Below are 26,760 nucleotides of genomic sequence, written 5' to 3' on the forward strand. Positions count from 1 at the left end.
TCTCCTCCCAAAAATTATGAATCTAATCTAATTTACCATAATCTCTAATTAATTCTTCCAATTCAGCACCGTTATGCATTGATGTGATAATGTCCTTTCCAGGATTAGTGTGCTGTTTAATGCGCTCATATAACGGATTCAAGAAAATCTCTTCACCAATGCCTCTTTCTTTTAGTCCTCTGTCTGCTAAATCAACAACATCCTTTGTTAATTTACATAAATCATTTTTATCAATAAATGCTGGAAGTTCATCCTGTATCAGCAGTTTTCTGAGTTCCCCTGCAGTGTACCCCTTGTGATATATTACATTATCATTATTAATTAACTCTTCAAGCTCGTCCAATTTCTCCTTAAGGCCTAAATGGAATGCTGCAACAGACATTGAGTCCCTAATCGGCTGAGTGCAGACGCTTCTGAATTCCACTGTTCCCCTGAATGTCAGATTAATGAATTTGAACGGCCTTAAATATTTGATGTCCTTGATGCATGGCTTTATTTCAATTTCCCTGTACTCTCCATTGCTGTATATTTCACCGCAAACATAATCCTTTTTAAAGTATTCGAGCAGATTCATTGACGGGAAGTTGATGTATGCCCCATCACGCATTACGCAATAGATATTTAAGGATTCCAGATATGCCTGCAAATCATCGAGATTTTTAAAGTCAACATCATACATACCAATGTTGTGAGGATTTACTCCATGTGTTGAATATTCCCATAAAGCATCCCTAAAGCAGGTTACATGCTTGTTTTCATCCACCAGAACTGAATTTGAGAACAGCAATGCCTTTATAGGTTCGATTTTTGAGAATACATTGATTGTCTTTACCAGCTCATCCTTATATACATCCAGCTGAACCTGTGAAGCGGATGAAAACATTCCATATTCCGGATAATCATGAAAATGCATAGGAACATTCCTGTAGTTCTTAAAAGATTTCAGATGATGATAAAGCATCAGATATCTCTCGGACGGAATCGGCTGATTCTTGTTATATTTTCTATATGGATTTATGCCCATTCCGGTCAATGTGTGGTTAAATTCCTCAAAGCATTCCTTTGTAAATGCATAATAATCGCAAAAACGGTCGTATATGGAAAACAGATCCTTTTCCCTGCCCATCGCAAATTCGATATTATTGTATGAACAGTCATAACAGAATATGTCATCATTATTGTTGTTTTTAAGAGAAAAGACATTTCCATCATAGTCAATGCCATCTTCCTTAAAATCTGAGTACTGTTTTTGAAACTTGTCAGTGACCTTATGAACAACACCAAAGTCCACTGCCGTCTTATCAAGATTAATAATGGGAATTTCAATCTCAATACCAACAAAGTTCTTCTTCTGTTCCGTTGGCTTTATGAATTCATCATATAATTTATTCCTCACCGTTTCTTCACTAATCATTATTATCAACCTGATTTATTGATTTTAAAAAATCTTCAATTGCTTTTTCATGTTCTTCAGTCAATATAAACTCGTTTTGATGCTCTTCACTTTCAAAAATGATATTTCCATCAATCAGACCGAATAGCTTATTTAATTCTACAGGTTTCCAACCTTCATCATCCGTTAGTGGAGTTGAAGCAACCAAAAATCCTTCATCGTTTTTCAAGTAATAAAGCGAATCCCTCATATTCGAATGGATATAAGTCAAGTCGCCATCGTAAATCATTAGATTAACCTTATTATTTTTAGATAAGTCAACAATAATGTCATTTAATAGATTAAACCTCTCTTTTATGGTGGACAGGCCACCTTTATTTCTCTCAAACTCGTTAACCTTATCTATGATGTATAAAAGTATTCGCTCAGAATCAGTATCCCCATTTTCCTTATCCTTGTATTCATCGAGTTTAGGATAATCGAATATGGTTCCGTTGTGTATCAACATCCATGATCTGTTATTGTCATCAGCTTCTGTGAAAGGGTGGCAATTGGGAGATATGATTTCACCCACAGTAGCCAATCTGATGTGAGCGAACACGTTTTTTCCAACAACAGGATGGGATAATATATCTTTCAAGTGTTGGCTACATGTTGCTTTTACAGGCTCTTTATCTATAACAAATTCATCGGATTGCATAGTGGCCAATCCCCATCCGTGCGGATGCTCTTCTGAGTGATTGTAAAAACATTCAAGACACTTGTTAATTTGTTTTGGCGTATTTGAATTAAAACAAAAAATTTCACACATACATTACCCTCCTATCATTTAATATCACAATTGTTATATTGTGATAAGTATTGTTTTATAACTCATGTTATATAAACATTAACATGACCATATTTAAATTCATGACAATTTTAATATAGGAATAGGGAAAAAGAACTTATATAATAATTAAATTCATTAATATTGATTGCTATGTTCACTTATCCCAAAATACTAAAACGAAAGGATTTGAAAAGAATTTCCAAATATCCCTGTGATGATGAAATAAAGGATGCCTACATCAAATACCTGTCAAACTACTCATTTAAGGAGTTTGTAAAATATTGTGAAGACAATGATGATAAGGATATGGAAGACCTAATCTTTAGCTTCACAGATTTGCAATTGGAAAGATTTGAACCTAATTCACTGATTTGGGTTTCACATGCGATGATTAACTTCCTGATTTATTTTGAAGTGAATCTGGATTATGATGAGTATTATGATGCATATGCAACAGCCATTCAATTTACAGTATTGTCCTGCGCCATGAAAATGACATTGAACAAGATTCCTTTTGAGGAAGTGCCGTTTCCCGAACATTCAAAAATCTGCTTTGAAAAACTATTTGACAAAAACCCTGATTTTAAATTCAATTTGGAAAACGATTGTAATCTGGCTTATAACTCATTCAATACTAATTTTGACTTTACAAGCGAAGAGTTTTACTTGAAAATGAAAGCGCATTTTGACGAATGCAACTATTAATTATTTTTTGCAAAAAGAGTAAAAAAAAGAATTATAATAATTCTTTTCTTAAATCGATAGTGTCCTTTAAATCCGGTCCAGTTGAAATAATGGTTACAGGAACACCTGTCTCATTTTGAATATTTTCAATGAACGCTTTGGTTTCGGCTGATAGCTCGTCATAGTCCTGTACGCGAGCACAATCAAACAACTTATCAACACATGTTAAAGCGATTTGGGTTGCCCCATTGATTCTGCAGGATTCCTTTGCAAGCTCCATGTCAAAGTAACCGATTCTTCTACGTCTTCCGGTAACGACACCGTATTCTTCAAGGCCTTTGCTTTCAGCCTCTTCCTGAGTCATTTCGGTTGGGAACGGACCTTCACCAACACGTGAAATATATGATTTGAATACTGCAATGACTTCATCTACTTTAGTTGGTCCTACTCCTACATCAGCGGCAAAGGTTGATGCGGTAGTGTCCTTACTGGTTACAAACGGATAGGTTCCATAATAAAGGGAAAGGGCAAATCCTTGTGATCCTTCAATGAATACTTCTTCACCATTGTCGATAGCTTCATTGCAAGCAAGGGATACATCAGTGATGTATTCTTCAAGTTCTGGAATGTCACGAGCCAAATCAATGGTTCTCATTACTCTGTCTGAGTTTGCCGGTCCGCAACCTGATCCGGTACTTCCAATCTTTTTAGCCAAATGTTCAGAGTTCTTGTCTCTGGTCATGTGGTCTTCATTAATAATTGCGCATCTAGGATCAACGCACATTCTTTCCTTTACGTTATATTTCTTTAAGTCTTCAAATTCTTTAAATAATACATCCGGGTTTACTAAAACTCCTGCTCCAATCATGAGTTTAGCGCCTGTATGTACAAAACCTGAAGGGGTAAGTCTTAAACCATATTTTTCTCCATTGAATTCAACGGAATGGCCTGCATTTGGCCCGACTCCTGCACGAGCGATAATGTCTGGTTTATCATTGTCACAAAGGTAGGTAATACATTTTCCTTTACCTTCATCCCCCCATGCTCCTCCAACTAAAATACTACAAGTCATTTAATAACTCCTTAAAAATTAATAAGTGAAAATCAGTAAAATTTTCATACCACTATTATTATATAATTTATCTATAAAATAGTTTTCTAAAATTGAACAAAATTAGATATAAAATAAAAAAATTAAAAAAAGTAAAATCAATCCTTTTTGAACATCAAAGGATGATTTTCACACATAGGGTCTTTAATGATATTCCTTTTCAGATGATATTTTAGGAAATAAAGCATCCATTGGTTTGAAAGCTCCCTAAGTGATGCGTCATCCAACCTTTCAAATGGAGAGAAGAAATCCATCTGGTTTCCGCCTACAACAACAGCGATTTCATCTGTTTCAAACAGCATGAAAAAGTCATTTCTGATATTGTGGATATCGAATTCGTCTGAAACGGAAACGGATTTTTGCTTTTTAAAGTCGTAGAAGAATTTATTCAGATATTCAAAATCGATGAATTCGAGATTTTTAACATTGAAAACAAACTCTTCACTCAATAGATTATATTTGTAATTATATCTTGATAGAAAGTCGATGTCCCAGATATTCTTATAAAAAACTGTGAAAAATGAATCTTCAGCAAATCGGACAACCAATGAAAAGCTTTCATCTGACCTTGGGGTGCCTAGCTCAACATCCCTAAACTGCAAGTAGATTGAATCTTGAGACACTTCAATTGAAGTCCATTTGCCTGAATTAATAATAACCTCACGAATTAATTTTAATGACCTTACATTCATTTTAACACCTAGTTCTTAATAAAAACTTCATACGCTCCTTCTATTTCATATTCCTTATTTTCATCATAGGACTTATCCCATTTGAATGGATTAATCTCAATCTGGTTGTTAATGGTTTCGTCCCAATCGATATTGAAATTCTCTTCCTTCAAGCATTTAGAAACTGTTTTGCCGATTTCCAATGCCTTATCCTCATTGTTTTCAAAATCACCGAAAGTGATTTTAAGCTTATTGTCGAAAAGCGCATCCTCAACATCCTCAAATGTGTAAAAGCAGAACCCATCTGCTTGAAACTTGTTATTGTTTAGATGGACAAACAGCTCGAATGCATCCGCCACACCCTCTTCGATGTCAAATCCGCAATTGTGAATAGCTACGATTTTTTCACCTGCCAAGGATGAAAAAGCCTTTTCCAACTTGGAAAAGTTTTCGCCTGAAAAGTCATTTGATGGAATCTCACAGCCTGAAAAATCAATTTCCTCCTCTATAAACTGATCTTCAAGTATTTCAATGATTTCATCATGTGAAAAAAACCCAGATTTAGCAAGTAAATCTTTTAAGTATTCAATTTCCTCCACTAAATCCTGATTCATTTTCCCACTATTCCTCTTCATCATACATTAGGATACGAGTAATGTTTCCCCTTTCGGTAAATCCGACAATGATTCTGCTTTCGCCAATCTTGGCCACTGCAAAATCGTCATGCGGTTTGAAACCGTATCCCTTAAGTTTAGTATATGCTTCAAAGGCAATTTTAGGATAAATCCTGAAATTTTTCTGGAACTTGTAAAATGTATTTCTGAACCTTAAAAGGGAATTGTCTTCCTTAATGTCATCTGATTCGACGGCTACGAAAATATCCAATCCATCTTCTGAAACGGCATAATAAGCATCGTAGTTTAGGAATGCAGTTGCGGTCATCGCTATGGAATGGCATGCATCATAATTCAATTGAATGATTGGTGCTGCAAACTCTGTAATGCCGAATTCATCTCCAACTGCCTTGATTTTGATGGAAGCCTGAATCAGGTTTTTTCCGAAGATGTCCTCATTGTCCCAAGCCCATGACCATTGGTTCAATTCATCTGAATAGAATCCTAAAATCTGAACCGGCATCCTGATGTCACCGAAAGTTATAAAACCTTTTTCAAGATCCAGCTCTCCTTTAGTATCGCCAATTAAATCTGAAAGGTTTTCCTGCTTGTCAAACCCTAAGGCACCATATTTGGACAATACCATCTTAAATGAATCGCCTTCTTCGATTGTAATTTCCTTTTCTATTACTTTCAATTTCAACACCTAAAATTCTAATTTTGAAATTCTGTCCATCGCCTCTTTGGTATTTTCCAAAGTGTTGAATGCAGTAAGTCTCAAGTATCCTTCACCGCTCGGCCCGAATCCTGAACCAGGAGTTCCAACGACGTTTGCCTCATTCAGCAATAAGTCAAAGAAGTCCCAGGAGTCCATGTCATTAGGGGTCTTTACCCAAATGTAAGGGGAGCTTACTCCACCATAGACTTCAAGGCCGATGTCTGATAGGCTTTCACGAATTACCTTGGCGTTTGCCATGTAATAGTCAACAACCTCTTTGATTTGTGCTTGGCCTTCTTCGGAGTAGGTTGCTTCGGCAGCCCTTTGAACCGGATAGGATGCACCGTTGAACTTGGTGGTTTGTCTTCTGTTCCATAACGGATTGATTTCAACTTCGTTGCCTTCGCTGTCATAACCTATCAATTCCTTAGGAACGACTGTGTATGCGCAACGTGTTCCGGTAAATCCTGCAGTCTTTGAATAGCTCTTGAATTCAATAGCCACTTCTTTTGCACCTTCAATTTCATAAATGCTGTGCGGAACGTCATCTTCTGTTATGAACACTTCATAAGCTGCATCGAATAAAATGATTGCCTTGTTTTCCTTTGCATATTCAACAAACACTTTCAATTGATCTTTGGTCAATGTTGTACCGGTCGGGTTGTTCGGGTAGCATAGGTAGATTATGTCTACAGGTTCGGACGGAAGTTCCGGAACGAATCCATTTTCCGCATTGCATTTGAGATATGTCAAGCCTTCATACATTCCGTCATCGCCCATTTCACCTGTTCTGCCTGCCATTACATTGGTGTCAACATAAACTGTGTAAACAGGATCAGTTACTGTAATCCTGTTGTCGATGCCGAATATTTCCTGAATGTTACCAGTATCGCATTTTGCCCCGTCGCTGATGAATACCTCTGAAGTATCAAGAGAAATTCCGTATTTTTCATAGTCATTTTTAATTATGGCTTCTGCTAAAAAATCGTAACCCTGTTCCGGACCATATCCCATGAAGGTTTCTGCGTCTCCCATTTCATCCACTGCATCTCTAAACGCTTTTACAACCGCAGGAACCAATGGTTTGGTTACATCCCCAATACCCATTTTTATTACGTCTGCATCAGGATTATTTTTTACAAATTCCGCTTCTCTTCTAGCTACTTCAACAAAAAGGTAACTGCTTTTTAATTTAAGATAGTTTTCATTAATTTTAACAACCATGATTAATCCTCATAAACAATTATTAATCTAATTTATAATTTATTTTAGAGCATATATAAAATGATTGTTTAAGAAAAATTAACCGAAAATTAATATTTTCTAAGGAAAAATAATTTAAAAATTGTCTGATTTAAGGCATGAAACGAAATTTCAGGATTAACATAAATGCAAAATAAATGTTTCATATATAAAAATATTTAAATCATTGAATATGACATATATAATAATATATTAAAAAATAAGGGTTGGGATAATAATGAACGGAATAACCATCTTAATTTGGATAACTATTGCAATAATTGGTATTATAGCTATTTTACTTGTAAAACTACATTACCAAGGAAATGAACTGGAAAATGAAGAAGGATCAATACTTCCAAGCAGTGAAGCCATTAATGGACTGATATCACAAGGAAAAGAAAGAATTAATTCAAGCACTAAAAATCATAGCTTATCCCAAAAAACAACCCAAAATACAAAATCACTATATGGAAACAGACCTCAAAGAGCTCCAGATTATGATGTATATATCGTTCCGGAAGAATATGAAAACATGAAAAGATATGAATATGAATCCGAAAATCAAGTTCTCATTAATTATGGAAATGAAGTTAAAAAATTCCAAGAACCAATCAAACAAAGCCAGATGGATATTATGAATCAGAATAACGAAGATAAAACCGAATTGAAAGACTTATTTACAATCGATGAATTGATCAAAGAATCTAAAAGAAAAGACGATGAAAGAGAAAAAGAATCTCAAAAAATAGATAGAGAGGATGATGCCGAATTGGCCGAAATCAAAGAAAGCATAAAGCAAAGAAAAGAAAACAAGGTTGAAGAGCCTCTCATCGAAGAAGTCATTTCTGAAAGTGAAACCATTGAAGACATAATTACAGAAGACGATTCATCAAGTGAAATTGCTGATGCAATTACTGAAGAAGTGGAAAAAGCTCCCGAAGAAGTTGAAGAGGCTCCTAAAGAAGAAGTTGCTACAACCTCACAAAAGGAAATTGAAGAAGTAATCACATCCGCTTCCGAAGAAAGCAAAGAAGAAGAAATTGAAAGCATATCCGAAGACAAAAACATTACTGACGTGTTGTTGAGTGCTGATAATGATGAATTGGACATTCCAAATGAAGAAATAAAAGAGCCAACACTCAAAACCCCAAGCAAAGTCGGTGAAAGAAAAGATTATGAATTCGGAGCACCTATTGATGATTCAGACCTATTCAATGATGACAAAAACATGGACTTGGACTACAGAAAAGATCTGGACAAGATAACCAATAAGATTACCGGCTCTAAAATCTTCCAGGATGTCAAAGAGAAATTGATTCCTGAAACTGAACAAACCCCAAGCGATGATGAAAGCTACATCAGAAAGGTAAACAGATATGATGAGTATGAGCCTATCATCAACGAGACCCATATCGATTATGAAAACATGCATGACAACTACGACCAAAGGTTAAGGCAGGAAAATACACGCAGAGTTTTCAATATGGCTAAAAACTCACCTGAACCTGAACTTGCACAACCGAAAGCAGGATCCATCAAAGGAAAACCTGCCAGGGACAACATTAAAATAACCATTGGAAATGCTGAATATGTGCTTAAAAAAGGAGATGAAATTATCTTCAATCACTTAGGTGAAACCTATTCAAGCCAAGTCTATGGCATACATGGCGATGACATCTCCGTCAGGTACAGACGCCAAAACATTAAAATCAAACCAGAAGATGTGAAAAAGGTATATTAAATATCTTTTTTACCAAATTTTTTTTTAAAAAAATAGATTAAGAAAGAATTACTCTTTCTTATTTAACTTATACGCACCATTTTCAACAATATATTTAGGTACGATTATTTTTAAGGAACGGATGACATTCAAATAAAAGTCATCGAGCTCCCTATCCGCATAAGGATAGGTAAATTCAAAAACATACAAATTATTGTCCTCAACATATAGGAATTCGTTCCTGCGAACCTCCTTTTCGCCATCTGAAAATGAGGATACCACCATATAGTAGATATCATCATTGATGGCAATGAAATCAGATGCGATCACATTAATCTTATCATTGCCCTGCAGATTCTTTTCAATGTCCTGGCTGATTTCAGGAAGCCCCACCAATGTGGGAGTAGTTGAAAATTTTATAGACATCGGGATTTTAGTATTTACAAGATGCATGTCATTAAATTCATCTTTTGTTGCAACGGCATCAAAATCTTCAGGCATCTGAAGAGTTACAAAGCCGTTTGAAAATAATGTCACCAAAATCACCTATTTGTGTGCATAGTAGAATACCAATTCATCATCCTTGACTTCATCCAAACGGGCAAATCCTACCCTTTCAAACTGAACAACATCTCCAACAGACAAATCACGTAAAGCACCTTCACCCAAACCGGACTTGACTGAAGCGTCATCCATGACGATTTTCACATTGACATTGTCTTCAGTAGGCACCCATTGGATGATTCTTGCTTTGACAGCCCTTGCATCCTCAAATGAGGTGGAGTGATAAGCTATTTTATCTCCGGCAATTTCGACATTGACTGCATCCATCAGTCTGAACAGTCCATCGTTAATGTCGGATTTTGCAAGGCATGCCTTTCCGTCAAACGGCAAAATCCTGTTTCCCCTATCCAAATGGTCTGCATGAAGCGGCCTTTCAATTGAAACTTCGCCGCCTTCATAGCCTTCAACTTCAATTTCCACAGGGTCTTCACAGAAGAAATACCTGTTGGCTACAGGTTCCAGGAAATTGCGGTTCAATCCGTAAATCTTCTTCCAGCTGATTGCTGAATCCGCCATTTTGACTCCGATTTCAGTAATCAGATTATATATGGTTCTTGGGTCTATTCCACGTCTTGCAATGGCCCTTAAGGTTCCAAGCCTTGGATCATCCCATCCGGAGTAGGTTCCGTCTTCAATTCCAGCCATCGCCTTTGAGGTACTGAGTGCAATGTCCTCCATCTTAAGCCTTCCATAGTGGATATACTCAGGAGTATCCCATCCCATGGCATCATACAGGTACTTTTGCTTTTCAGTATTGGCCAAGTGATCCTTTCCCCTTAAGACATGAGTCAATCCCATCAGATGGTCATCCACTGCAACGGAGAAGTTCATCATAGGGTATATCCTGTATTTTGTGCCCAAGCGAGGATGCTCTTCATCAACCAATCTCATAGCAACCCAGTCACGGATTGCAGGGTTTTTGTGGTTGATGTCAGTCTTGACCCTAAGCACGGCCTCACCTGCTTCCATAGTGTCAAACTTGTCCCATAACTCGAGGTTCTCTTCAACGCTGTTGTCACGGCAAGGACATGCCTTGCAGTTGTCCTTAAGCTCCTTGAAGTCTGCACCGTCACAGGTACACATGTAAGCTGCGCCCTTTTCAATCAGTTGGCGAGCGTAATCGTAATAGATTTCAAACCTGTCGGACTGATAAATAACTTCATCAGGATTGATTCCAAGCCATTCAAGATCCTCCGGAATCATTTCGTAAGCAGGTTCGAATACTCTTTTGGGATCAGTATCCTCAATTCTTAAAATCAGTTTACCGTTATGTCTTTTCACATATTCCGCATTCGGAACGGCTGCTCTTGAGTGTCCGATGTGCAATGGTCCGCTTGGGTTTGGAGCAAATCTCAAAACGATGTTTTCATGAGTTCCGGGAAGCTCCTGAAGGCCTTTCTCTTTAGCTTTAGGCTTTTTGTCCTGAACTTCAACACCTAACTTTTCCATTTCTGAAGCTTGCTCTTCAGGGCTTAACGCATTCACTTTTGCCACAATCTTACCCGCTAAGGGACCGATTTCTTTCGCTCTGCTTCTGAGTTCCGGCTCATTTGACATTATTGAGCCCATTACAGCACCGGGATTTGCACTTCCCTTATGTTTGGCCGCATTCAACAAAGCATGTTTGAAAACAATTTCTTCTAAATCATTCATTTAATCATCACATTTAATTAATTCAATAAAAATAAGCAATATTATTTATTTAATTGAAGATATATAATATTAACGAGAGTAGCTATTGAAAGATTAGGAGTTAGATAAAAAAAACTTAGGTTGATATGATGAGTGATGCTGTTAATCAGGCAAAGCAATATATTGAAGAGGAAAACTTCAGTGAAGCTCTTAAGATAGCTAGAAAAAGACATGCGAAAGATGATGTCGAATCATACTTACTAATTTTAGATTTATTGATTGAAGCAGGCCATCTGCCTGCACTTGAAGAAAAGGGACTGTATTACCAGTACTATGATGAGGGCCATGGCGATGGCAATTACGGTGAGAAATACTTTGATGAATATTTAGAAAAGCAGCCCAATTCCATCAACGTCCTATGCGACAAGGCGATGTCACGATTCAACAAGGGCGAAGTCGACGAAGCGTTGACCTACATGGACAGGGCTTACAAGAACTATTCATCATATTCGAAAATCGAAGAGCCCCGAATTTCCAAAAAAGAGCTTTTGATGGCAAAAATCGAACTGCTTATGCAGGCAAAGCAATATGAGGATGCATTGAGGTTTCTAAACAACTACGAAAACCAGTTCGGAGGCGACCAGAAGTCAGACCTGTACAAGGGCCAGATGCTCCAGAAGAACGGCAGGAACGAGGAGGCATTGGAATACCTAGACAAATCACTTTCAGAAGAGGACACATTGGTCGGATTCAATGCAAAGGGGGATGCGTTGTTTGAGCTTAAGGACTATGGGGAAGCGCTGAAATGCTACAAGAACTGCCTCCACTATGAAGGCAAGGTCGAAGATGACCTGGAACTGGTCACCAACTTCAACTACAAGGCCGCCTTCTGCTGCGTCAATCTCGGCGACGATGCCGAAGCAATCAAATACCTGAACAAGACCATCAACATGCTGAATGAGCACGGCAGGCTTCCAAAAGACATCGAAGCAATCTATCAGAAATGCTCCTTTGAAAAGGAAAGGATACTGAAGAAAGGGGAAGTCGAAGACAAGGAATTCAGGAAAACAAGATTCTTCTCGGCAAAGACTTCGATTATCATATTAATTGTTATACTAATATTGTATGTAATATTGAAAATGAACGGATATTAGACTCAAAAACCGGAGTAAATCAAACTCCACTATTCTTTTTTTAATAATACCTTTTTATAATTGAGTTTTTACATAAATCCAAATGTAACATATTTTGAACTATTCAAAATTGAATTTTTGTTTAAAAACGTTATGAAATGTGTGATAATGATGAGAATGAAAAGATTGATATTGGTCAGCGTATTTCTGCTGGCCATCTTAGCAATGTGTGCTGTTAGCGCGGCTGATGATACTTCAGCAGACAATCTAACAGTAGAAGAAATCGACAATACGGTTTCGATTGATGAAAGCGTAGACAATGAAACAATTGAATCCGGTACGGATGAACCAGTACTGTCCGAAAAGAAGGATTCTAGAATGACAGTCAACACTTCAATTGATAAGAATGACGAAATAATCGATGAAATTGTAGTCACCGACTACGATGCGGAAAACACTTATTTCCATGTTAAATTCCCTCAAAAAGTCAATGGAACATTATCTCTTTACATAGATAATAACTACATGAGCAATAAGACCATTACTGCCAAAAATCATTATTTTTCCATGTATTCCAAGGACTATAATCTCACATACAACAAACATACATGGGAAATCAAATATTCCGGCGACGACAGTTATGCTCCAAAATCAGTGAAAGGCAGCTTCCAGCTGCTTCCATATGACGTTTCAGAAGTCGGAATTGTCTATGGGACAACCGAACTTTTAGAGATATTCATTAATGAAGGAACCGGAAATGTAATCGCCACAATTGACGACAAAAAATATTCAGCACCGATTATAAGGGGTGTTGCCACCATAACACTGCCTTCATTGAGCATGGGATACCACAACCTTCACATTGACTATGCGGGAGATAAGAATCTTGCAGCATTTTCACTTGATAGGGCTGTGGAAGTTTATGGATATCCAACGGAGGTTTGGAACACAGCCTACAACAGCAAAGACGCTACAATCTCCTTGCAGTTGCCTAGCAATGCAAAAGGAAATCTGCAAGTTAAAGTGAATGATGAGGAAATCAAAAATGTTCCATTGGTTAACGGTTTTGCAAGCGTTTCCCTATCAGATTATAAGGAGTTAGGTAAGGAATACTGGATTGACGCCAAATATACCGGAAGCGACTACAAAATTCTTGAATTTGGAGAATTTTTGTATAGCGAGCCAATAGTTAAAGTCGATACCGAACTGATAAAAGGCAAGGAATATACACTTACCTTCGAACTTCCAAGCACATATTCAGGCAACTTAACAGTAATAGTTCCTGGCAGCTATTTTCTTGAATCCGACCATCCAATCAATACAAAGGTTGTAAACGGAAAGGCAAGCGTCAAGTTCATAGCCAACAAATCCGGACCGATCAACATGGAATATGAAGACAGCAAAGGAAATTATTTCTACCCTGAGGCATACATCTTCGTAGGTCAGGACCCTAATATGTCTGCTAGCGTCGAATCCAAAGCAGGCGAAAACCCTGTATTTAAAGTGAATGTTGCAAAGGATGCTGGCGGAGCCATAACCGTACTGATAAACGGCAAGAAATACAGCAGTTCATACTTTACCGGCAGCGGATCATTGACCATACCAGGACTTGCAGACGGAACCTACACCGCAGTTGTAATCTACAGCGGGGACGACAACTACATTTCAACATCCAAGACACTTACCTTTACAAAAGCCAGCAAAAAAGTTTCTAAACCGAATAAGATAACATTGACCCTCAAAAAGGTCAAAGTCAAAAAATCAGCCAAAAAGCTCATCTTGACCGCAACATTGAAAATCAATGGAAAAGCCGTCAAAGGCAAATGGATAAAATTCAAATTCAACAAAAAAGCAATAAAAGCAAAAACCAATAAAAAGGGAATTGCAAAAGTAACCATCAAGAAAAACGTTTTAAAAAAACTTAAAGTGGGCAAAAAGGTCAAATACCAAGCTAGCTACGGTAAAAAAGTCGCTAAAAGAACTGCAAAAGTCAAAAGGTAGATGCAACACGCATCTACAACTTTTTTTATTTTCTTAAAACTATTTTTTAATATCTGACATCTGTCAAACATTGCCATATTTTCTGAAAAAATCAAGAGCAATACTAAAATAGCCATAGAAAGATATATAATAATATCAACATGAAAATTTTCGAATAACATTTTCAACCAATAACATTTAACTGAGGGCGTGTTTTAAAATGAGGCTTGGAAAAACTAATCTTGAGGTAAACAAAAACGGATTCGGCGCACTGCCAATCCAGAGACGTAACATGGAAGATTCAATTGAAATTCTTCAGACTGCTTACGAAAACGAAATAAATTTCTATGATACTGCACACTTCTACACAGACAGTGAGGAAAAGATTGGTCGTGCATTGAGTGACGTTCGTGAAAACATCTATCTTGCAACCAAAAGTGGAGCGGAAGATGTGGAAGAATTCTGGAGCGATTTGGAAACATCACTTAAAAGCATGAAAACCGATTATCTTGACCTTCATCAATTCCACAACATTTCATTCTGTCCTAAAGAGGAAGATGACTTATACAAAGCGATGCTTCAGGCCAAAGAGGACGGCATGGTAAGGCACATTGGAATTACAACTCATAAAATCACACATGCTCACGAGGCGCTTGACAGCGGACTGTACGAAACACTGCAATATCCCTTTTCCTATTTAAGCGGTGATGAAGAGATAAGACTAGTTGAAAAATGTAAAACATTGGATGTTGGATTCATTGCAATGAAGGCAATGGGTGGAGGCTTGCTGAAAAACTCAAAAGCAAGCTTTGCATTCCTAAATCAATTTGATAATGTACTGCCAATCTGGGGAATTCAAAAGCTGGAAGAGCTCAATGAATTCTTAAGCTACGATGAAAATACTGTTTTGGATGATGAACTAAAAGCATTCATCGAAAAGGACAAAAAAGAGCTTGGAGACAACTTCTGCAGAGGCTGCGGATACTGCATGCCATGTCCTGAAGGAATCAATGTCAGCCTATGTGCAAGAATGTCACTTTGGATTAGAAGATTTCCAACAGAACCTAACCTGGATGAAAGGACACAGGAGATAATGAAAAAGACCCTGGACTGTACAGAATGCTATTCCTGTGTGGACAAATGCCCATATGAGTTAAATATCCCCGAACTTTTAAAAGAGAACTATGAAGATTACCAGAACGTATTGACAGGGAAAGTGAAAATATGAAGCAATGTATCGAAAACCCGGATGATGTGGATTGGCTTGGATTCTGGGCCGAAAAACTATCAACAAAAGTGGATAAGGATTGGGATAAGGCAGCACCCGGATTTTATAAAAGAACAAGAAAAGACGATTACCAGAATGCCTTATTTGACAAATTGATTTTAGATGAAGATGATGTTGTCCTCGATGTCGGCTGCGGCGAAGGATCCGTCACCATACCAATAGCTAAAAGAGTTAAAAAGGTAATTGGAGTCGATTCATCACCTAAAATGCTCGAATATCTAGAAAAAAGAGCAAATGAAAATAATATCACTAATATTGAAACCATCTTAAAGCCGATTGAAGAAATCAGCTATGATGAAATAGGGGATGTTGATGTGGTGGTCTGTTCAAGGTCTCTGAACGGAATCATACCTATTGACGAGGTCCTGCTGGAATTGGACAAGATTGCCAACAAATATGTTTTCATAACCATTTTCGGACCGGAAAACAAAAAGATTGAAAAGGATTTCGATAAGGAAATCGGAATTAAAACCGAAGATTTCGCGGATTACAACTATTTCTTCAACATATTGTTTAACTTAGGAATCTATGCAAACATTGAAAGATTTGACCTGAACAATTACCGTGAATATGAAAGCATTGATGATGCCGTGGACAACGGCAAATTCAGACTTGACTTATACTCCGATGAAGAAAAGGAGCTTCTCAAAAAATATCTGGAAAGAATACTTACATATGATGAAGAAACCGGAAAATACTATAACGTTAAAGATAAGGCCGATTGGATAATGGTCTGGTGGAAAAAAAGATAAAAAATAAAATGAAATTAATCACTTTTGATCATGGTTAAAATCATTTTATAAGGGCTGTTTTCTGCCTGAAGCGCATGGGGTTCATTTGCAGGCATGATGATGATTTCACCTGCTTTTACAGTGTTTTTCACACCGGAAATTGTGATTTCCGCTTCACCGTCAATAATCTGAACCATAGCATCAAAAGGAGCGGAATGCTCAGACAATCCTTGGCCTTGATCGAAGGCAAAGAATGTTACGGTTCCCAATTCCTTTTTGATTACTTCACGGCTGACGACAGTATCGTCTTGATAGCCTACTAGTTTTTGGATATCCAAGGCTTTTGCCATGATATCGGCACTCATAGCTTATTCCCCCATAATTGTTTTAATATCAGCTATTGCATCTCCGGTTGTTGGAGTCAAGTTGTAGTTTTCAACAAGGACATTGATAATGTCTTCATTACACCATGCAGGAAGCACAGGGCCGATCCACATGTCGGTTTTGCCCAGGTATAATAAAGCCCAAAGGACAGCAGCTGCCTTTTGTTCCATCCAGCTGAGGACAATTGTCAACGGCAATTCGTTCAGTTCCATGCCGAACAATTCACATAATGCTACTGCAACATCAACCGCAACAATGGTGTCGTTGCACTGGCCCACATCGAGCAGTCTTGGGATTCCTTCAATATCGCCTAAATCCAAGTCATTGAATTTGTATTTTCCGCAAGCTAATGTCAAGATAACGGTATCTTCAGGCAAGTTTTGCACGAATTCCCTGTAGTAGTCGTTGTGTTTGGCTGCCTTGTCACATCCTCCAACGACAAAGAACCTTCTTATTTTGCCTTCTTCCACCAATTTTTTGATTGCATCTGCATGCTCAACAATAGCTCCAGCGCTCCAACCGGTTGTTATTGTGGTCAATTCTTCAGCTTCCAAGCCTCCAAGAGATTTGGCGCATTCGATAACTTCTGAAAAGTCATAATCTTCGACTGTTTTTACGCCTTCAAGTTTTGCTACATCCATGGTAAACATTCTTTCCTTATAAGCATCTAAAGCAGGAAGTACGCAGTTGCTTGTTCCGACAATTGCCGCATTGTATTTTTTAAAGACTGCTCTTTGATCGTGCCATGCCCCTCCTAGTTGTCCTGCCAGGTTTTCATATTTGTTCAAACCAGGATATCCGTGTGCAGGCAGCATTTCAGAGTGAGTGTAGACCTTAATGTCTGTTCCTTCAACCTGTTTTAACAGTTCCTCTAGAGCTTTCAAGTCGTGGCCTGTTACTATAATGGCCGGACCTTCTTGTGCTCCTACTTTTACTTCAACCGGCTGCGGTTCGCCGTAAGCTTCAATGTGTGCATCCTTAAGCAACCTCATTACATCTACGCTTACCTTACCCGCTTCCAAAGCCAATGCCACCAAGTCATTTGCATCAAAGTTGACATTGGTTAATGTGGTATACAGTCCTTTAGTCAAGAATGCATCAATTTCAGGATTGAATTTACCTAAAACATTTGCATTGTAGTTGTATGCGCTGATTCCTTTCATGGTAAAAATCAAGTTATCCTGCAATCTTGCTACGGTAGGTTTTTTACCGCAAACACCACTTACAGTACATCCAGTGCCTTTACCTGCCTGGGAACATTGATAACAAAACATATCTAATCCATCTGACATTTCAATAACCTCTTTTTGTATTGTTAATTAAAGTTATCTTGGAAGAGTATTTAAAGATATTGTAACTATTCAAGGGTGAAAAGTAGTAAAACTTTTATATTTCCTGAAACAAATCAGAAATTATGGATGAGAATATACACGTATTGAAAGGAATTGGGCTTACAATGTATGAAGCTCAAGCATATGTAACATTGACATCATTAATTTCATCGACAGCAAGCGAAATATCTGAAAAATCAGGCATTCCTCGAAGTAAAATATATGATGTTCTGAAAGGGTTGATCAATAAAAATTTCATAGAAGTTGAAGACGGAAGACCATTGACATATAATGTCAAATCTCCTATAGATGTGTTGAGTAAAGAAAAAGATAGAATCGATGCAGAAATCGATGATGCAATAACAAGACTTACAAATATCTATGAAAACGGAATGAATCAGGTTCAAGCCCCAATATGGAGAATCTATGGTGTTGAAAAAATTATCTCACAGGAAATCGAAATCATAAAAAGGGCAAAAACATCAGTTAACATGAGAATAGGATTCTTATTTGAAGGGGAAGGCGAAGCGCTTGTAAAAGCATTTAAAAAAAGACGAAATCTGGAAATAAATATCTTAGCTTCACCAACTTGCTACATTAATGATGAAAAATTTGAAATTGTTGAATTCTTCAAAGAAAATGAAATAAATGTTCAAAAAGCAGATATCCCATTTGTTAAAGTGATGATTTCAGATTCAAAAGAGATGCTCCACACCTATACCAGATTTTCAGAAGACAAAAGAAACGTCATTCCCGAAACAGCAATTGGAATCTGGAACAAATACGAAGAAATAGCTAAAAATTATGATGACCGTTTCATGAATCAATTGAAAAAACTAAAAAATGAAAAATGAGTTAAAAACTCATACCTTCTTGAAATTCAAAAACTGAGACAAACCCCATCTGAATAAAACAATTCCGGATGCTCCGCCTTTTTTAGCTGCTTTAGCATCTTTCAATAATGATTTATAAGATAATTTTTTAATATTCCAATCGGATTTATAAGTTTGAAGCCCGCCCCATATTTTAGCTCCGTTGGATTTTTTTACAAACTGCTTAGTTGTCTTTTTAATCCATTTAGAACTCGCATGGTAATTGCCTTTATACAGCATAGGCATAACTACATCCAAGTATTTGGATATTGTAGGAACATCCTGCCCATAATAATACTTCATGCCATTAGGTTCTGGCATTACAGTTGATGAGATAATGATATTTGAGTTGACCTCTCTAATTGATTTGCATGCAGTTTTTACAAAGTAATTTATAGCCTGAGCGCCATTCTTATACTTATATGCATTTCCTCCAAATCGGAGATAGTCAAAATGGATTCCGTCTACTTCCTTAAAACTTGCATAGTACTTGGCTTTCTTTATAATCTTATTCATCTGTTTGTAGTTGTAAACGCCCTTTTTATCTGAAGGATGCAAGTATTTCCCATTCTTATAGAATACTGATATCCATATATGAACTTTAATGCCATACTTGTGGGCTTTTTTAATCCACTTTAAAACTTTTGTCTCACCGTACTTGTCAAAAGCCGTGTGAATAAGGAAAATATGCTTGGTTCCTTTCTTTGAAAGTTTTTTAAGGTTAACCTTATACATATCCCATTTATTGACCCAATATCCATTTCCTTTTGTTAGCTTTGGCTTTACGGTTATACTGAAAGAACCATTGCAAGAAAGATAATCTCCCTCTTTAGAAAAAGAATACGTAATTATCTGATTCCCTTTTTTAAGATTCTTTAAATAGAATGTCGCATAACCATTGGAATTTGTTTTGGCAGTGTATGTTTTTCCGCATACGGTTATTTTAACCTTTTTCCCGCTGATCGGATTATTATTAACATCCAGCAGCCGTAGCTGGAATATTGAATTTGAACCCGCTCTGTAATTGATATCCTTATCAACAACCTTCAGCGATGTGATGATGTCCGGTTTGATTATTATTGTGGCCGTTCCATTGCAGGAGGTGTAATTCTCATCTCCCTCAAAATAAAAGCTAACAGAATAATTTCCTGCCTTAAGTTTAAAGTCTATATGGGCCTGACCGTTTTCTCCAGTGGTTTTATTATATGTAACATCATTTAAGACAATCAATACTGACTTGTTTGATAAAGTTGTGTTGTTTGAAGTTAACATTACTGTAAACTCATCATTATAATCCGTATATGAAACAACATCATCCGCAGAGATTTCAGATGTTGATTTGTTATTCGCATCAACAACATCATCCGTATCTTCATTATCCACATCAGCTTCACAGATTATTGCAGATGAATTATCATCTAAAAAGCAAATCTCATCATCAGTGATATTTTCACTAGCAAAAGTGGCTGATATGGTTAAAAACAAAGTTAGGATGATGATAAAACTAAAAATAATTTTATTTTCCATTATTCCACTACCATATTATTTTTAGTTTTTCAATGCTTAAATATTTAATCACCAAACTTTTCTTCAAAATCTATGAAAACACCCAATAATCTGTAATCCAAGCGATGAATAGCTTTAAATGAAATATTTTTCGGAACATCCCAATATGCAGATGCAATACTTCCGGTGATTGCAGCTTGTGTATCTGCATCCCCTCCTAAAGATACTGCATTTCTAATGGAATCCTCGAAATCTCTAGCCTCTAAAAAGCATATTATTGATTCGGGAACACTTCCGGCACATGAAACATCAAAAGAATATGTCTGCCTTATTTCATCAACTGACCTATCTAAGTCATATTCATATCGGGTTTCAATATGGTTTCTGATTTCATCCTTTTCTGCCCCAATCCTTGCAAGATATATTGCATCACAAGTGGCTAATGCACCCTTTATGCCTTCAGGATGGTCATGAGTAACTACTGCAGATTGATAGGCCAAGTCTTGGGCCTCTTCTAGTGAATCTGCAACCCATGCACAAGGTGAAACTCTCATTGCTGACCCATTTGCCCAACTTCCGTAAGGGTCAGGATTATCTTGCCCTAACCATCTCTTAAACATTCCGCCGTAACCCGCATTAGGATATTCATTGCCGAAACGTTTCAAATTTTTAATCAAAACGTCTTTTGATGTTTTATCTTCAACTAGCCAATTGGCAATTGCCAATGTCATTACTGTATCGTCCGTAAACCCGGACCTTCTATTAAATAACTCAAAATCCTTGGTCTTGATTGAATTGAATTCATAAATTGATCCAATAATGTCTCCGCTGATTGCTCCAATAATTCCTTTCATGATATTAATATGTGTTTAAATAATTTATAAATTTTATTGCTTTCACACTGTAAAATTGCTTTAATTTAACAAAATTGATGTTAAAAAGAAGAAAAAAGTTATATAATACTTCAAATAGAGTAAAATTTGATAATAGTTGCTATTATCGCAAAACTGGAAATTTCTATATCATATTTTTCGAAAACATTCGAAACCCGCTTCCTTGAATAAATTCAGTTATAAGTTATGTTATATTGATATAGGAATTTCGGCAGATTACTTCACAAAAAAACTAACATGAAAAAATATGGTTCCGGATTTTCCGGAATCATAACTACTTTTAAAAAAATTACAGATATTTTACATAATGCTATCCATTACCTGATTATTGGTTTAATCACATAAACCTATTTAAATTAAAATTAGAATAGTAAAAACTATCAATATAACATTTAACATAATTAAATGTAGAATTAAGCGATTAAAGGCTCATAAAAACACTTTAATATCAAAATAATTTAGAAATATATTAATATGATACCCTAAAAAAATAAAAAAAGAGATAAAAATTATCTTGCAGGGATAATTATATCTCTTTCACCAGAAGGCATGAATTCTCTCAATGCTCCTTTAGCAATTTCCTTTCTAGGATGTCTAAAGTCAAAGGTATTATGGCTATCTGCAAATGCAATTTTGATCAATGGATTTGTACAGAAGGCATCCCCTCTTGCTGCATGAGGCGCTTGAGCGATTCCTGCATATTCTGGTTGATGACCTACATTCATCGCGTAGTTCGGATAATTAGGTCCGCGTAATTCGTGAATTAAACCTTCATCACTTCTGATTGATAAAGAATTGGATGCACCAGCCTGGTCCTGCAAATCATAGCCATAGAAACCAAGCCTTGAGTGAGTTTCCTTATGTAAAATCATACTCAAATACCAACCGTTTACACCAGCATTGGAATTTCCAGTAGCGAATGCAGTTGAACATCCCGCTGCAGCTGATACTACTGATGCCCTTTGAGAACCACCAAAGTGAGTTTCCAAAAGAGTAGGTATTTCATATTGTTCTAATCCATAAAGAGTAACTTCAGTTGCAATGTCTCTTACGGTATCCATACTCAATTCGGCATTGCATAAACCGTAATGCTTTTCAACATAATCTAAACCATAGTATGCAAAATCATCTAAAATATCGTCAGTATAAGTTGCACTGGCATATTGAGTAAAACCTACACCTCCAGACATGTATGAACCTAACCATACCTGGTCATACAAAACCGCTGCAGCCGCAATAACTTCCAATGTTATCTCAACAGGGTCTTCAGACACTCTGGAAGTCTGTACTATATCTGCTAAGGTACCAAATGCTACACCACCAGGTTCGTTAGGTCCTCTTGCACGCCTGGCAGGCAGGAATGATGCCATACCAATAACATCTGCGTGTTTTGCAGCATATGAAAAATCTGCAATAGCCGCTTCACCTGCACATAGCTTGTATGCATTGATGAAACTCATACCGATTTGCATAGCAGACCATCTGGATACGGTACCACCGTCACATGCCCTTACAACAAGTGTCGGCACTTTACTGACTTGGTAGGTTTTATTTCCAACATAACTTTTAAGCATTTCAGCCTGTTCTTCCGGAAACTCTTTGTTAATGTCAATCAATACTCTTTTATCAAGTTCATCTGCCAAATCATCATTTCCTGTGAAAATTTTAGCATAACAGTCTTCTGCAAGACCAGGATGCACTTCAACCATATGTTCCTGAACTACAGCACCACCCGGAAGTGCATGGTTGATGTTTTCCATATACTCATTGATTGTTTCTGGAGTGACCTCTACACCCAACCTTTCTTGCAATACTGAGTGAGCTGTATCCATTCCTACAATGATGGTCCTTTTGATGTCGTCGACTAATTGCTGGATAGCTGCATTGTTACAGAAGTGCAAATCGTCTCCTTCAACATAATCATCGGTTCCGGATATTTTATATGCCATCAGCTGTCTTTGTCCTAAAGGCACACCGATGTCAGGATTATAAAATGGCATGTTTCTTTCTTTAGCTAATTTTTCAGCCGCATCATTGAATTCCCTTTTTCTTTCAGATTGTTTCCAACCGCCAAAGCAGTAAAAACTGGTGTGATCACTTTCCTGGTCTTCACCTTTGAATTTTTCATTTAATGCGCTTAAAAACTTTTTATCCTCTAAACCCATCTTATTCACCTAATTTCTTTTTCAAGTCTTTAGAAAATACATTCATACCGTAACCACCTTCAGTACGGGCTGTATGAATATTTTCAACAACTTCAATGGCTTCCTTATCTTGCCTCATACCGATATTGTCTTCCCTATAAATTGTTGTGATTTCCTTTAAGTATTCCTCGTCCAAAGGAGCTCCGACATCAATCATCTCGTCCAAAGGACGTCCGACTTGATCCTTGACATAGTAAACATGGCCATCATCCTCATTGAAAATATATCTTTGAAGACCATCAAACATCAAACCGTTTTCATCAAGTCTCAAGGAGTGTCCATGTACTGTTGCTCCCCTCATACCACATCTTGCAGGGTCGAACAAATCAGTTTCGACTAAATCTTTTGCAATTTTCTCCAAATCTTGTTCTCTAATTTCAATAACTTGTCTTCCAGATAATGTACCGGTATCCACTCCCCTGTATCTCCACAAATAAGTTCTTGCCCTATCATATGGCTGTGCAGGAGCGTTATACATTGAATCTGCAAATTGAATATATCTAACCCTAACTCCCTCTTTTGCACCGGGAGTAGGTTCTACTAAATGCTTAATTATATCACCATCATCTTCCATTTCAGCTAAAGGAGGATGAACTGTTTTATAACTTTCACCAGGGTTTCTATGGCCCAATATCTTGACCAAACCCTCATCGGAAATATCTCTAATCTTTTTAAATTCGTGCTCTGGATTCATATGCTTTCTTCTATTTTCAGCAATTTTTGTTTCACCAGGGCCGTATTGTGCTTTATATCCCATAATTCACCAACATAATATTATTTAATAACTTTAACAGCTTCTGAAGTCTTTGCACGTGAATCAACTAAACCGATGTAACGGTCATCAATGACCTTTTCAAAATTGTTTCCATATTTCAAATAATCGGAAATTGTTGACTTTGTCCTTGTGAAAATGCCTACAAGCAATGAATAATCACATGGCATGTGACTTTCCAAAACAACTTCCAGACCGTCCATGAATTCATTGAATTTTGATACGTCTACAGTAATAACAATTTCACCGACCATTACTCTCAATTCGATAGCGTTTCCTTTTACGTTGATTTCCTTTCTATCAGTATGATTTACAACATGACCTTTTCCAGGACCATAAAATACCTTTAATGGAATTGAAGGGCCATGAATCAAGACTCTTTGTTGTCCTTCCAAATCATATAAGTCATTTAAAATCTTTTCTGTAGTATTTGGCTTCAAATACCTGTTTGGAATGATTTTGATGTCAATGACATTAATCTTCTCTGATTCTTCCATGAAAACACCTTAAAGTTTATCTTTGATTTCACCTGCAACCTTAGCTACATTAGGAATTGGATTTCTGAGATTCTCGATTGTACCATATACTGTTCCAATCAATGAGGATGTTTTTGCTACTGAAAACATCTGAGTACCGGCATCCAAACACATCGCAGCGGATGCGCAAGGAATTGCGGTTCCCTTTGCGTGTCTTGTAACGACGTGGTTTCCGTGGAATGTGCCTGGACCTCCACCGCCATAAATTGAATGTGAAAAGAAACTGAATCCTACACCAACACCTTCTGTCCTACCATAGTCCACACCAGGAAGGCCTGTCTCATATTCCAGCATATCATTATAGTATAATACAGTGGATGCAACTCCCTGAGCTGCCCTTGCAGCTCCCACATTAACGATTACGGCAGCAAGCAGGCCTGCAGCCGCATATGCATTCCACAAAGCCCAATCAACAGGTTCATACATATTGTATCCTGAAGGCATCTTTTTGGCAACACGAATGACATTGTCTTCAATCGCCCTTCCAACCAATGACTGAATTACTGTACCGACAGTGCCTTTACCATTCTCTTTAACAATGTCGAATACCAAGTTATCAGCATTTAAGCCCTGATATGCTAATGTCAATAAGTGCATTCTTTCAAATGCTCCGGCAGCGTCTCCTGTTTCAAACATTGCTGTTTGTTCCATGATGGATGATAATGCTGCGGCATTCAGAGTCTGTTTATTGGTAATAGCAACCACATGGTTTGCCATGACATTTCTCAAACCATATCCCAGTCCTTCCAAAAGAACAGGAGGACCCAAAAGGGCACTGATATTTGCTCCTGCAAGATCGACAGTTCTAGGATATGCTCCCATAACTGCTGTCTTAATGGTTGACGCATCGAACATGTTGATTTCAAAGCTATCGATTATTGCCTGAATTACAGCAGAACCTGTCTGCATTGTTGAGACACTATAATCTGCAGCCACATTCAACCTTTCAAACGGAAGCTGAACCAGCAATTGCTGACCATCATTGATCAGATTAACAACGGTATCGTCATCTTCATTGACTCTCAATATTCTTCTAATCTTTTCAGCAATCAATTCTGCATTTTCAACGATAGGGATATCTAATTCACGACCTGGAATGTAGGTCGCCTTCCCACCCATTGCTGCGGTCTTCAAACCTTTTTCAATACCTGCAAGGTTGACAGCGGTAGAACGTTTAATATCATATATCATTTCCTGTATAGCAGAATTTTTTAGCGGACTTATTGAATCTAAAGGAACGGATTCTTCAATTATCTTTCCATCCGGACCATACAAATCAATAACATCATCATAATTTTTCATTATTTAACTCCTTTTTTTAAAAAAAAGAAAGAAAGAAAAAGATTTATTCAGGTTTAGAAATTAATTCTGTTTTACAACCCGGGTTTCCTTCTTTCATGTGAGGTGTTCTTAAAACTGTGTCGTTTGATTTTTCGATTTCTCTTGCTTCTTGTGCTAATTTAGCTGCACATGAAGCGATTTCGTGTGCTGCTGCAACTAACGGAATGAAGTTTTCGAAACCTTTGGTCATGAAACAACCTTTCATGTCCAGGTTTGCGACTGCACCAGCCATTTCGTAAGCAGCAATAGCTTTTGCTTTTGCATATGGATTAGCGAATCTTCCTGCTTCTGCAGCCTTTTCAGCTGTGATTATGAGTTTTGGCAATTCGATTTCTTCGCCTGCTTCTGCTTGAGCGATTACACCGTCGATGGTTTGTTGGACTAGTCTTAATGCACCGGTTTCAGCCAATACTTTCAAGATGTCTGCGTTAAATATTGCCATTTCAGTTGGGTCTAGCCATTCTCTTTTTGCACCAATCATTGGATCTGACATTACAATAATGTATCCTAAACCTTGTTCGTCCATTTCATCTTTCTTACCTTTACCAGGTGCGTCACCGATGATAATAGCAGGAACATCTTTTTCAGATAATAATTCTCTTGCT

The 26,760-nt window shown here is 37.2% G+C and carries 25 protein-coding genes; 7 read left to right on the top strand and 18 right to left on the bottom strand.

From position 1 onward, the window contains the following. Nucleotides 1–22: 22 nt before the first annotated feature. Together ACJROP_RS04890 and ACJROP_RS04895 are read right to left on the bottom strand one after the other, a co-directional pair. Entirely contained in the window at nucleotides 23–1,414 is a 1,392-nt protein-coding gene (locus ACJROP_RS04890) for a hypothetical protein (protein WP_406534363.1), read from the bottom strand. Next, on the bottom strand, nucleotides 1,407–2,204 hold the full coding sequence (locus ACJROP_RS04895; protein ID WP_406534364.1) for a class II glutamine amidotransferase: 798 nt from the start codon (nucleotides 2,202–2,204) through the stop codon (nucleotides 1,407–1,409). Before ACJROP_RS04895 ends, ACJROP_RS04890 begins: the two co-directional genes overlap by 8 nt. Nucleotides 2,205–2,375: 171 nt before the next feature. On the opposite strand from ACJROP_RS04895, the gene ACJROP_RS04900 reads away from it, so the two are divergent. Then, nucleotides 2,376–2,930 (top strand): hypothetical protein, encoded by a 555-nt coding sequence (locus ACJROP_RS04900; protein WP_406534365.1) that lies wholly within the window; start codon nucleotides 2,376–2,378, stop codon nucleotides 2,928–2,930. A 31-nt stretch (nucleotides 2,931–2,961) separates the two neighbouring features. Here ACJROP_RS04900 and ACJROP_RS04905 read toward each other — a convergent pair whose 3' ends face one another. The 5 genes from ACJROP_RS04905 to ACJROP_RS04925 form a co-directional block, all read right to left on the bottom strand. After that, nucleotides 2,962–3,981 (bottom strand): adenylosuccinate synthetase, encoded by a 1,020-nt coding sequence (locus ACJROP_RS04905; RefSeq protein ID WP_406534366.1) that lies wholly within the window; start codon nucleotides 3,979–3,981, stop codon nucleotides 2,962–2,964. A gap of 137 nt (nucleotides 3,982–4,118) precedes the next feature. Further along, nucleotides 4,119–4,712, bottom strand: coding sequence for a hypothetical protein (locus ACJROP_RS04910; protein ID WP_406534367.1), 594 nt, complete (start codon nucleotides 4,710–4,712; stop codon nucleotides 4,119–4,121). 8 nt (nucleotides 4,713–4,720) lie between these two features. Next, a complete protein-coding gene (locus ACJROP_RS04915) occupies nucleotides 4,721–5,305 on the bottom strand; it encodes a DUF6891 domain-containing protein (protein ID WP_406534368.1) in 585 nt (194 codons plus the stop codon). A 7-nt stretch (nucleotides 5,306–5,312) separates the two neighbouring features. After that, entirely contained in the window at nucleotides 5,313–6,002 is a 690-nt protein-coding gene (locus ACJROP_RS04920) for a DUF6882 domain-containing protein (RefSeq protein ID WP_406534369.1), read from the bottom strand. A 9-nt stretch (nucleotides 6,003–6,011) separates the two neighbouring features. Beyond that, entirely contained in the window at nucleotides 6,012–7,247 is a 1,236-nt protein-coding gene (locus ACJROP_RS04925; RefSeq protein WP_406534370.1) for an LL-diaminopimelate aminotransferase, read from the bottom strand. Between the two features lie 256 nt (nucleotides 7,248–7,503). Here ACJROP_RS04925 and ACJROP_RS04930 point away from each other — a divergent pair, with 256 nt between their 5' ends. Then, complete coding sequence (locus tag ACJROP_RS04930) at nucleotides 7,504–9,009, top strand: ATPase (protein WP_406534371.1); 1,506 nt, start codon at nucleotides 7,504–7,506, stop codon at nucleotides 9,007–9,009. Between the two features lie 48 nt (nucleotides 9,010–9,057). On the opposite strand, the gene ACJROP_RS04935 is transcribed toward ACJROP_RS04930, so the two are convergent. Both ACJROP_RS04935 and ACJROP_RS04940 read right to left on the bottom strand, forming a co-directional pair. After that, nucleotides 9,058–9,525 (bottom strand): hypothetical protein, encoded by a 468-nt coding sequence (locus ACJROP_RS04935; protein WP_406534372.1) that lies wholly within the window; start codon nucleotides 9,523–9,525, stop codon nucleotides 9,058–9,060. 9 nt (nucleotides 9,526–9,534) lie between these two features. After that, nucleotides 9,535–11,205 carry a glutamate--tRNA ligase gene (locus tag ACJROP_RS04940; protein WP_406534373.1) on the bottom strand — a complete coding sequence of 557 codons (1,671 nt, stop codon included), beginning with the start codon at nucleotides 11,203–11,205 and terminating at the stop codon, nucleotides 9,535–9,537. 128 nt (nucleotides 11,206–11,333) lie between these two features. Here ACJROP_RS04940 and ACJROP_RS04945 point away from each other — a divergent pair, with 128 nt between their 5' ends. The 4 genes from ACJROP_RS04945 (at nucleotide 11,334) to ACJROP_RS04960 (ending at nucleotide 16,337) form a co-directional block, all read left to right on the top strand. After that, the gene (locus ACJROP_RS04945; RefSeq protein ID WP_406534374.1) at nucleotides 11,334–12,338 is read left to right on the top strand and encodes a tetratricopeptide repeat protein; all 1,005 of its coding nucleotides are present in this window, start codon (nucleotides 11,334–11,336) and stop codon (nucleotides 12,336–12,338) included. 147 nt (nucleotides 12,339–12,485) lie between these two features. Then, nucleotides 12,486–14,318, top strand: coding sequence for an Ig-like domain-containing protein (locus ACJROP_RS04950; RefSeq protein ID WP_406534375.1), 1,833 nt, complete (start codon nucleotides 12,486–12,488; stop codon nucleotides 14,316–14,318). Between the two features lie 199 nt (nucleotides 14,319–14,517). Further along, nucleotides 14,518–15,525 carry an aldo/keto reductase gene (locus tag ACJROP_RS04955; RefSeq protein WP_406534376.1) on the top strand — a complete coding sequence of 336 codons (1,008 nt, stop codon included), beginning with the start codon at nucleotides 14,518–14,520 and terminating at the stop codon, nucleotides 15,523–15,525. Next, complete coding sequence (locus ACJROP_RS04960) at nucleotides 15,522–16,337, top strand: class I SAM-dependent methyltransferase (RefSeq protein ID WP_406534377.1); 816 nt, start codon at nucleotides 15,522–15,524, stop codon at nucleotides 16,335–16,337. The genes ACJROP_RS04955 and ACJROP_RS04960 overlap by 4 nt, the downstream gene beginning before the upstream one ends. A gap of 14 nt (nucleotides 16,338–16,351) precedes the next feature. Here the strand turns inward: ACJROP_RS04960 and ACJROP_RS04965 are convergent, their stop codons facing one another. Next, nucleotides 16,352–16,681 carry a cupin domain-containing protein gene (locus tag ACJROP_RS04965; RefSeq protein WP_406534378.1) on the bottom strand — a complete coding sequence of 110 codons (330 nt, stop codon included), beginning with the start codon at nucleotides 16,679–16,681 and terminating at the stop codon, nucleotides 16,352–16,354. Nucleotides 16,682–16,684: 3 nt separating this feature from the next. After that, complete coding sequence (gene hcp, locus ACJROP_RS04970) at nucleotides 16,685–17,992, bottom strand: hydroxylamine reductase (protein ID WP_406534379.1); 1,308 nt, start codon at nucleotides 17,990–17,992, stop codon at nucleotides 16,685–16,687. 122 nt (nucleotides 17,993–18,114) lie between these two features. On the opposite strand from hcp, the gene ACJROP_RS04975 reads away from it, so the two are divergent. Continuing rightward, complete coding sequence (locus tag ACJROP_RS04975) at nucleotides 18,115–18,885, top strand: TrmB family transcriptional regulator (protein ID WP_406534380.1); 771 nt, start codon at nucleotides 18,115–18,117, stop codon at nucleotides 18,883–18,885. 9 nt (nucleotides 18,886–18,894) lie between these two features. Here the strand turns inward: ACJROP_RS04975 and ACJROP_RS04980 are convergent, their stop codons facing one another. From ACJROP_RS04980 to ACJROP_RS05010, 7 genes are all read right to left on the bottom strand, one after another. Further along, nucleotides 18,895–20,430, bottom strand: a complete 1,536-nt coding sequence (locus ACJROP_RS04980) for a putative glycoside hydrolase (RefSeq protein WP_406534381.1) — start codon at nucleotides 20,428–20,430, stop codon at nucleotides 18,895–18,897. Nucleotides 20,431–20,474: 44 nt separating this feature from the next. Next, nucleotides 20,475–21,263, bottom strand: a complete 789-nt coding sequence (locus ACJROP_RS04985; RefSeq protein ID WP_406534382.1) for an ADP-ribosylglycohydrolase family protein — start codon at nucleotides 21,261–21,263, stop codon at nucleotides 20,475–20,477. Between the two features lie 548 nt (nucleotides 21,264–21,811). Then, nucleotides 21,812–23,467, bottom strand: coding sequence for a coenzyme-B sulfoethylthiotransferase subunit alpha (gene mcrA, locus ACJROP_RS04990; protein WP_406534383.1), 1,656 nt, complete (start codon nucleotides 23,465–23,467; stop codon nucleotides 21,812–21,814). 1 nt (nucleotide 23,468) lies between these two features. Further along, on the bottom strand, nucleotides 23,469–24,263 hold the full coding sequence (gene mcrG, locus ACJROP_RS04995) for a coenzyme-B sulfoethylthiotransferase subunit gamma (protein WP_406534384.1): 795 nt from the start codon (nucleotides 24,261–24,263) through the stop codon (nucleotides 23,469–23,471). 17 nt (nucleotides 24,264–24,280) lie between these two features. Continuing rightward, nucleotides 24,281–24,775, bottom strand: coding sequence for a methyl-coenzyme M reductase operon protein D (gene mcrD, locus ACJROP_RS05000; RefSeq protein WP_406534385.1), 495 nt, complete (start codon nucleotides 24,773–24,775; stop codon nucleotides 24,281–24,283). A 9-nt stretch (nucleotides 24,776–24,784) separates the two neighbouring features. Then, nucleotides 24,785–26,116 carry a coenzyme-B sulfoethylthiotransferase subunit beta gene (gene mcrB / locus ACJROP_RS05005; protein WP_406534386.1) on the bottom strand — a complete coding sequence of 444 codons (1,332 nt, stop codon included), beginning with the start codon at nucleotides 26,114–26,116 and terminating at the stop codon, nucleotides 24,785–24,787. Nucleotides 26,117–26,159: 43 nt separating this feature from the next. Further along, nucleotides 26,160–26,760: F420-dependent methylenetetrahydromethanopterin dehydrogenase (locus ACJROP_RS05010; RefSeq protein ID WP_406534387.1), on the bottom strand; the 601-nt coding region annotated here is incomplete at its 5' end.

This window comes from Methanobrevibacter sp. (genome assembly GCF_045220775.1).
Lineage (GTDB): Archaea > Methanobacteriota > Methanobacteria > Methanobacteriales > Methanobacteriaceae > Methanocatella.

What these genes read in the sequence shown, in the direction of transcription:
- ACJROP_RS04910 (WP_406534367.1), bottom strand. Translation starts at nt 4,712, where the DNA reads ATGAATGTAAGGTCATTAAAATTAATTCGTGAGGTTATTATTAATTCA.
- ACJROP_RS04960 (WP_406534377.1), top strand. Translation starts at nt 15,522, where the DNA reads ATGAAGCAATGTATCGAAAACCCGGATGATGTGGATTGGCTTGGATTC.
- ACJROP_RS04940 (WP_406534373.1), bottom strand. Translation starts at nt 11,205, where the DNA reads ATGAATGATTTAGAAGAAATTGTTTTCAAACATGCTTTGTTGAATGCG.
- ACJROP_RS04980 (WP_406534381.1), bottom strand. Translation starts at nt 20,430, where the DNA reads ATGGAAAATAAAATTATTTTTAGTTTTATCATCATCCTAACTTTGTTT.
- mcrG (WP_406534384.1), bottom strand. Translation starts at nt 24,263, where the DNA reads ATGGGATATAAAGCACAATACGGCCCTGGTGAAACAAAAATTGCTGAA.
- ACJROP_RS04950 (WP_406534375.1), top strand. Translation starts at nt 12,486, where the DNA reads ATGATGAGAATGAAAAGATTGATATTGGTCAGCGTATTTCTGCTGGCC.
- ACJROP_RS04955 (WP_406534376.1), top strand. Translation starts at nt 14,518, where the DNA reads ATGAGGCTTGGAAAAACTAATCTTGAGGTAAACAAAAACGGATTCGGC.
- mcrD (WP_406534385.1), bottom strand. Translation starts at nt 24,775, where the DNA reads ATGGAAGAATCAGAGAAGATTAATGTCATTGACATCAAAATCATTCCA.
- ACJROP_RS04905 (WP_406534366.1), bottom strand. Translation starts at nt 3,981, where the DNA reads ATGACTTGTAGTATTTTAGTTGGAGGAGCATGGGGGGATGAAGGTAAA.
- mcrA (WP_406534383.1), bottom strand. Translation starts at nt 23,467, where the DNA reads ATGGGTTTAGAGGATAAAAAGTTTTTAAGCGCATTAAATGAAAAATTC.
- ACJROP_RS04975 (WP_406534380.1), top strand. Translation starts at nt 18,115, where the DNA reads ATGGATGAGAATATACACGTATTGAAAGGAATTGGGCTTACAATGTAT.
- ACJROP_RS04985 (WP_406534382.1), bottom strand. Translation starts at nt 21,263, where the DNA reads ATGAAAGGAATTATTGGAGCAATCAGCGGAGACATTATTGGATCAATT.
- hcp (WP_406534379.1), bottom strand. Translation starts at nt 17,992, where the DNA reads ATGTCAGATGGATTAGATATGTTTTGTTATCAATGTTCCCAGGCAGGT.
- ACJROP_RS04945 (WP_406534374.1), top strand. Translation starts at nt 11,334, where the DNA reads ATGAGTGATGCTGTTAATCAGGCAAAGCAATATATTGAAGAGGAAAAC.
- ACJROP_RS04900 (WP_406534365.1), top strand. Translation starts at nt 2,376, where the DNA reads ATGTTCACTTATCCCAAAATACTAAAACGAAAGGATTTGAAAAGAATT.
- ACJROP_RS04930 (WP_406534371.1), top strand. Translation starts at nt 7,504, where the DNA reads ATGAACGGAATAACCATCTTAATTTGGATAACTATTGCAATAATTGGT.
- ACJROP_RS04915 (WP_406534368.1), bottom strand. Translation starts at nt 5,305, where the DNA reads ATGAATCAGGATTTAGTGGAGGAAATTGAATACTTAAAAGATTTACTT.
- ACJROP_RS04965 (WP_406534378.1), bottom strand. Translation starts at nt 16,681, where the DNA reads ATGAGTGCCGATATCATGGCAAAAGCCTTGGATATCCAAAAACTAGTA.
- mcrB (WP_406534386.1), bottom strand. Translation starts at nt 26,116, where the DNA reads ATGAAAAATTATGATGATGTTATTGATTTGTATGGTCCGGATGGAAAG.
- ACJROP_RS04895 (WP_406534364.1), bottom strand. Translation starts at nt 2,204, where the DNA reads ATGTGTGAAATTTTTTGTTTTAATTCAAATACGCCAAAACAAATTAAC.
- ACJROP_RS04925 (WP_406534370.1), bottom strand. Translation starts at nt 7,247, where the DNA reads ATGGTTGTTAAAATTAATGAAAACTATCTTAAATTAAAAAGCAGTTAC.
- ACJROP_RS04890 (WP_406534363.1), bottom strand. Translation starts at nt 1,414, where the DNA reads ATGATTAGTGAAGAAACGGTGAGGAATAAATTATATGATGAATTCATA.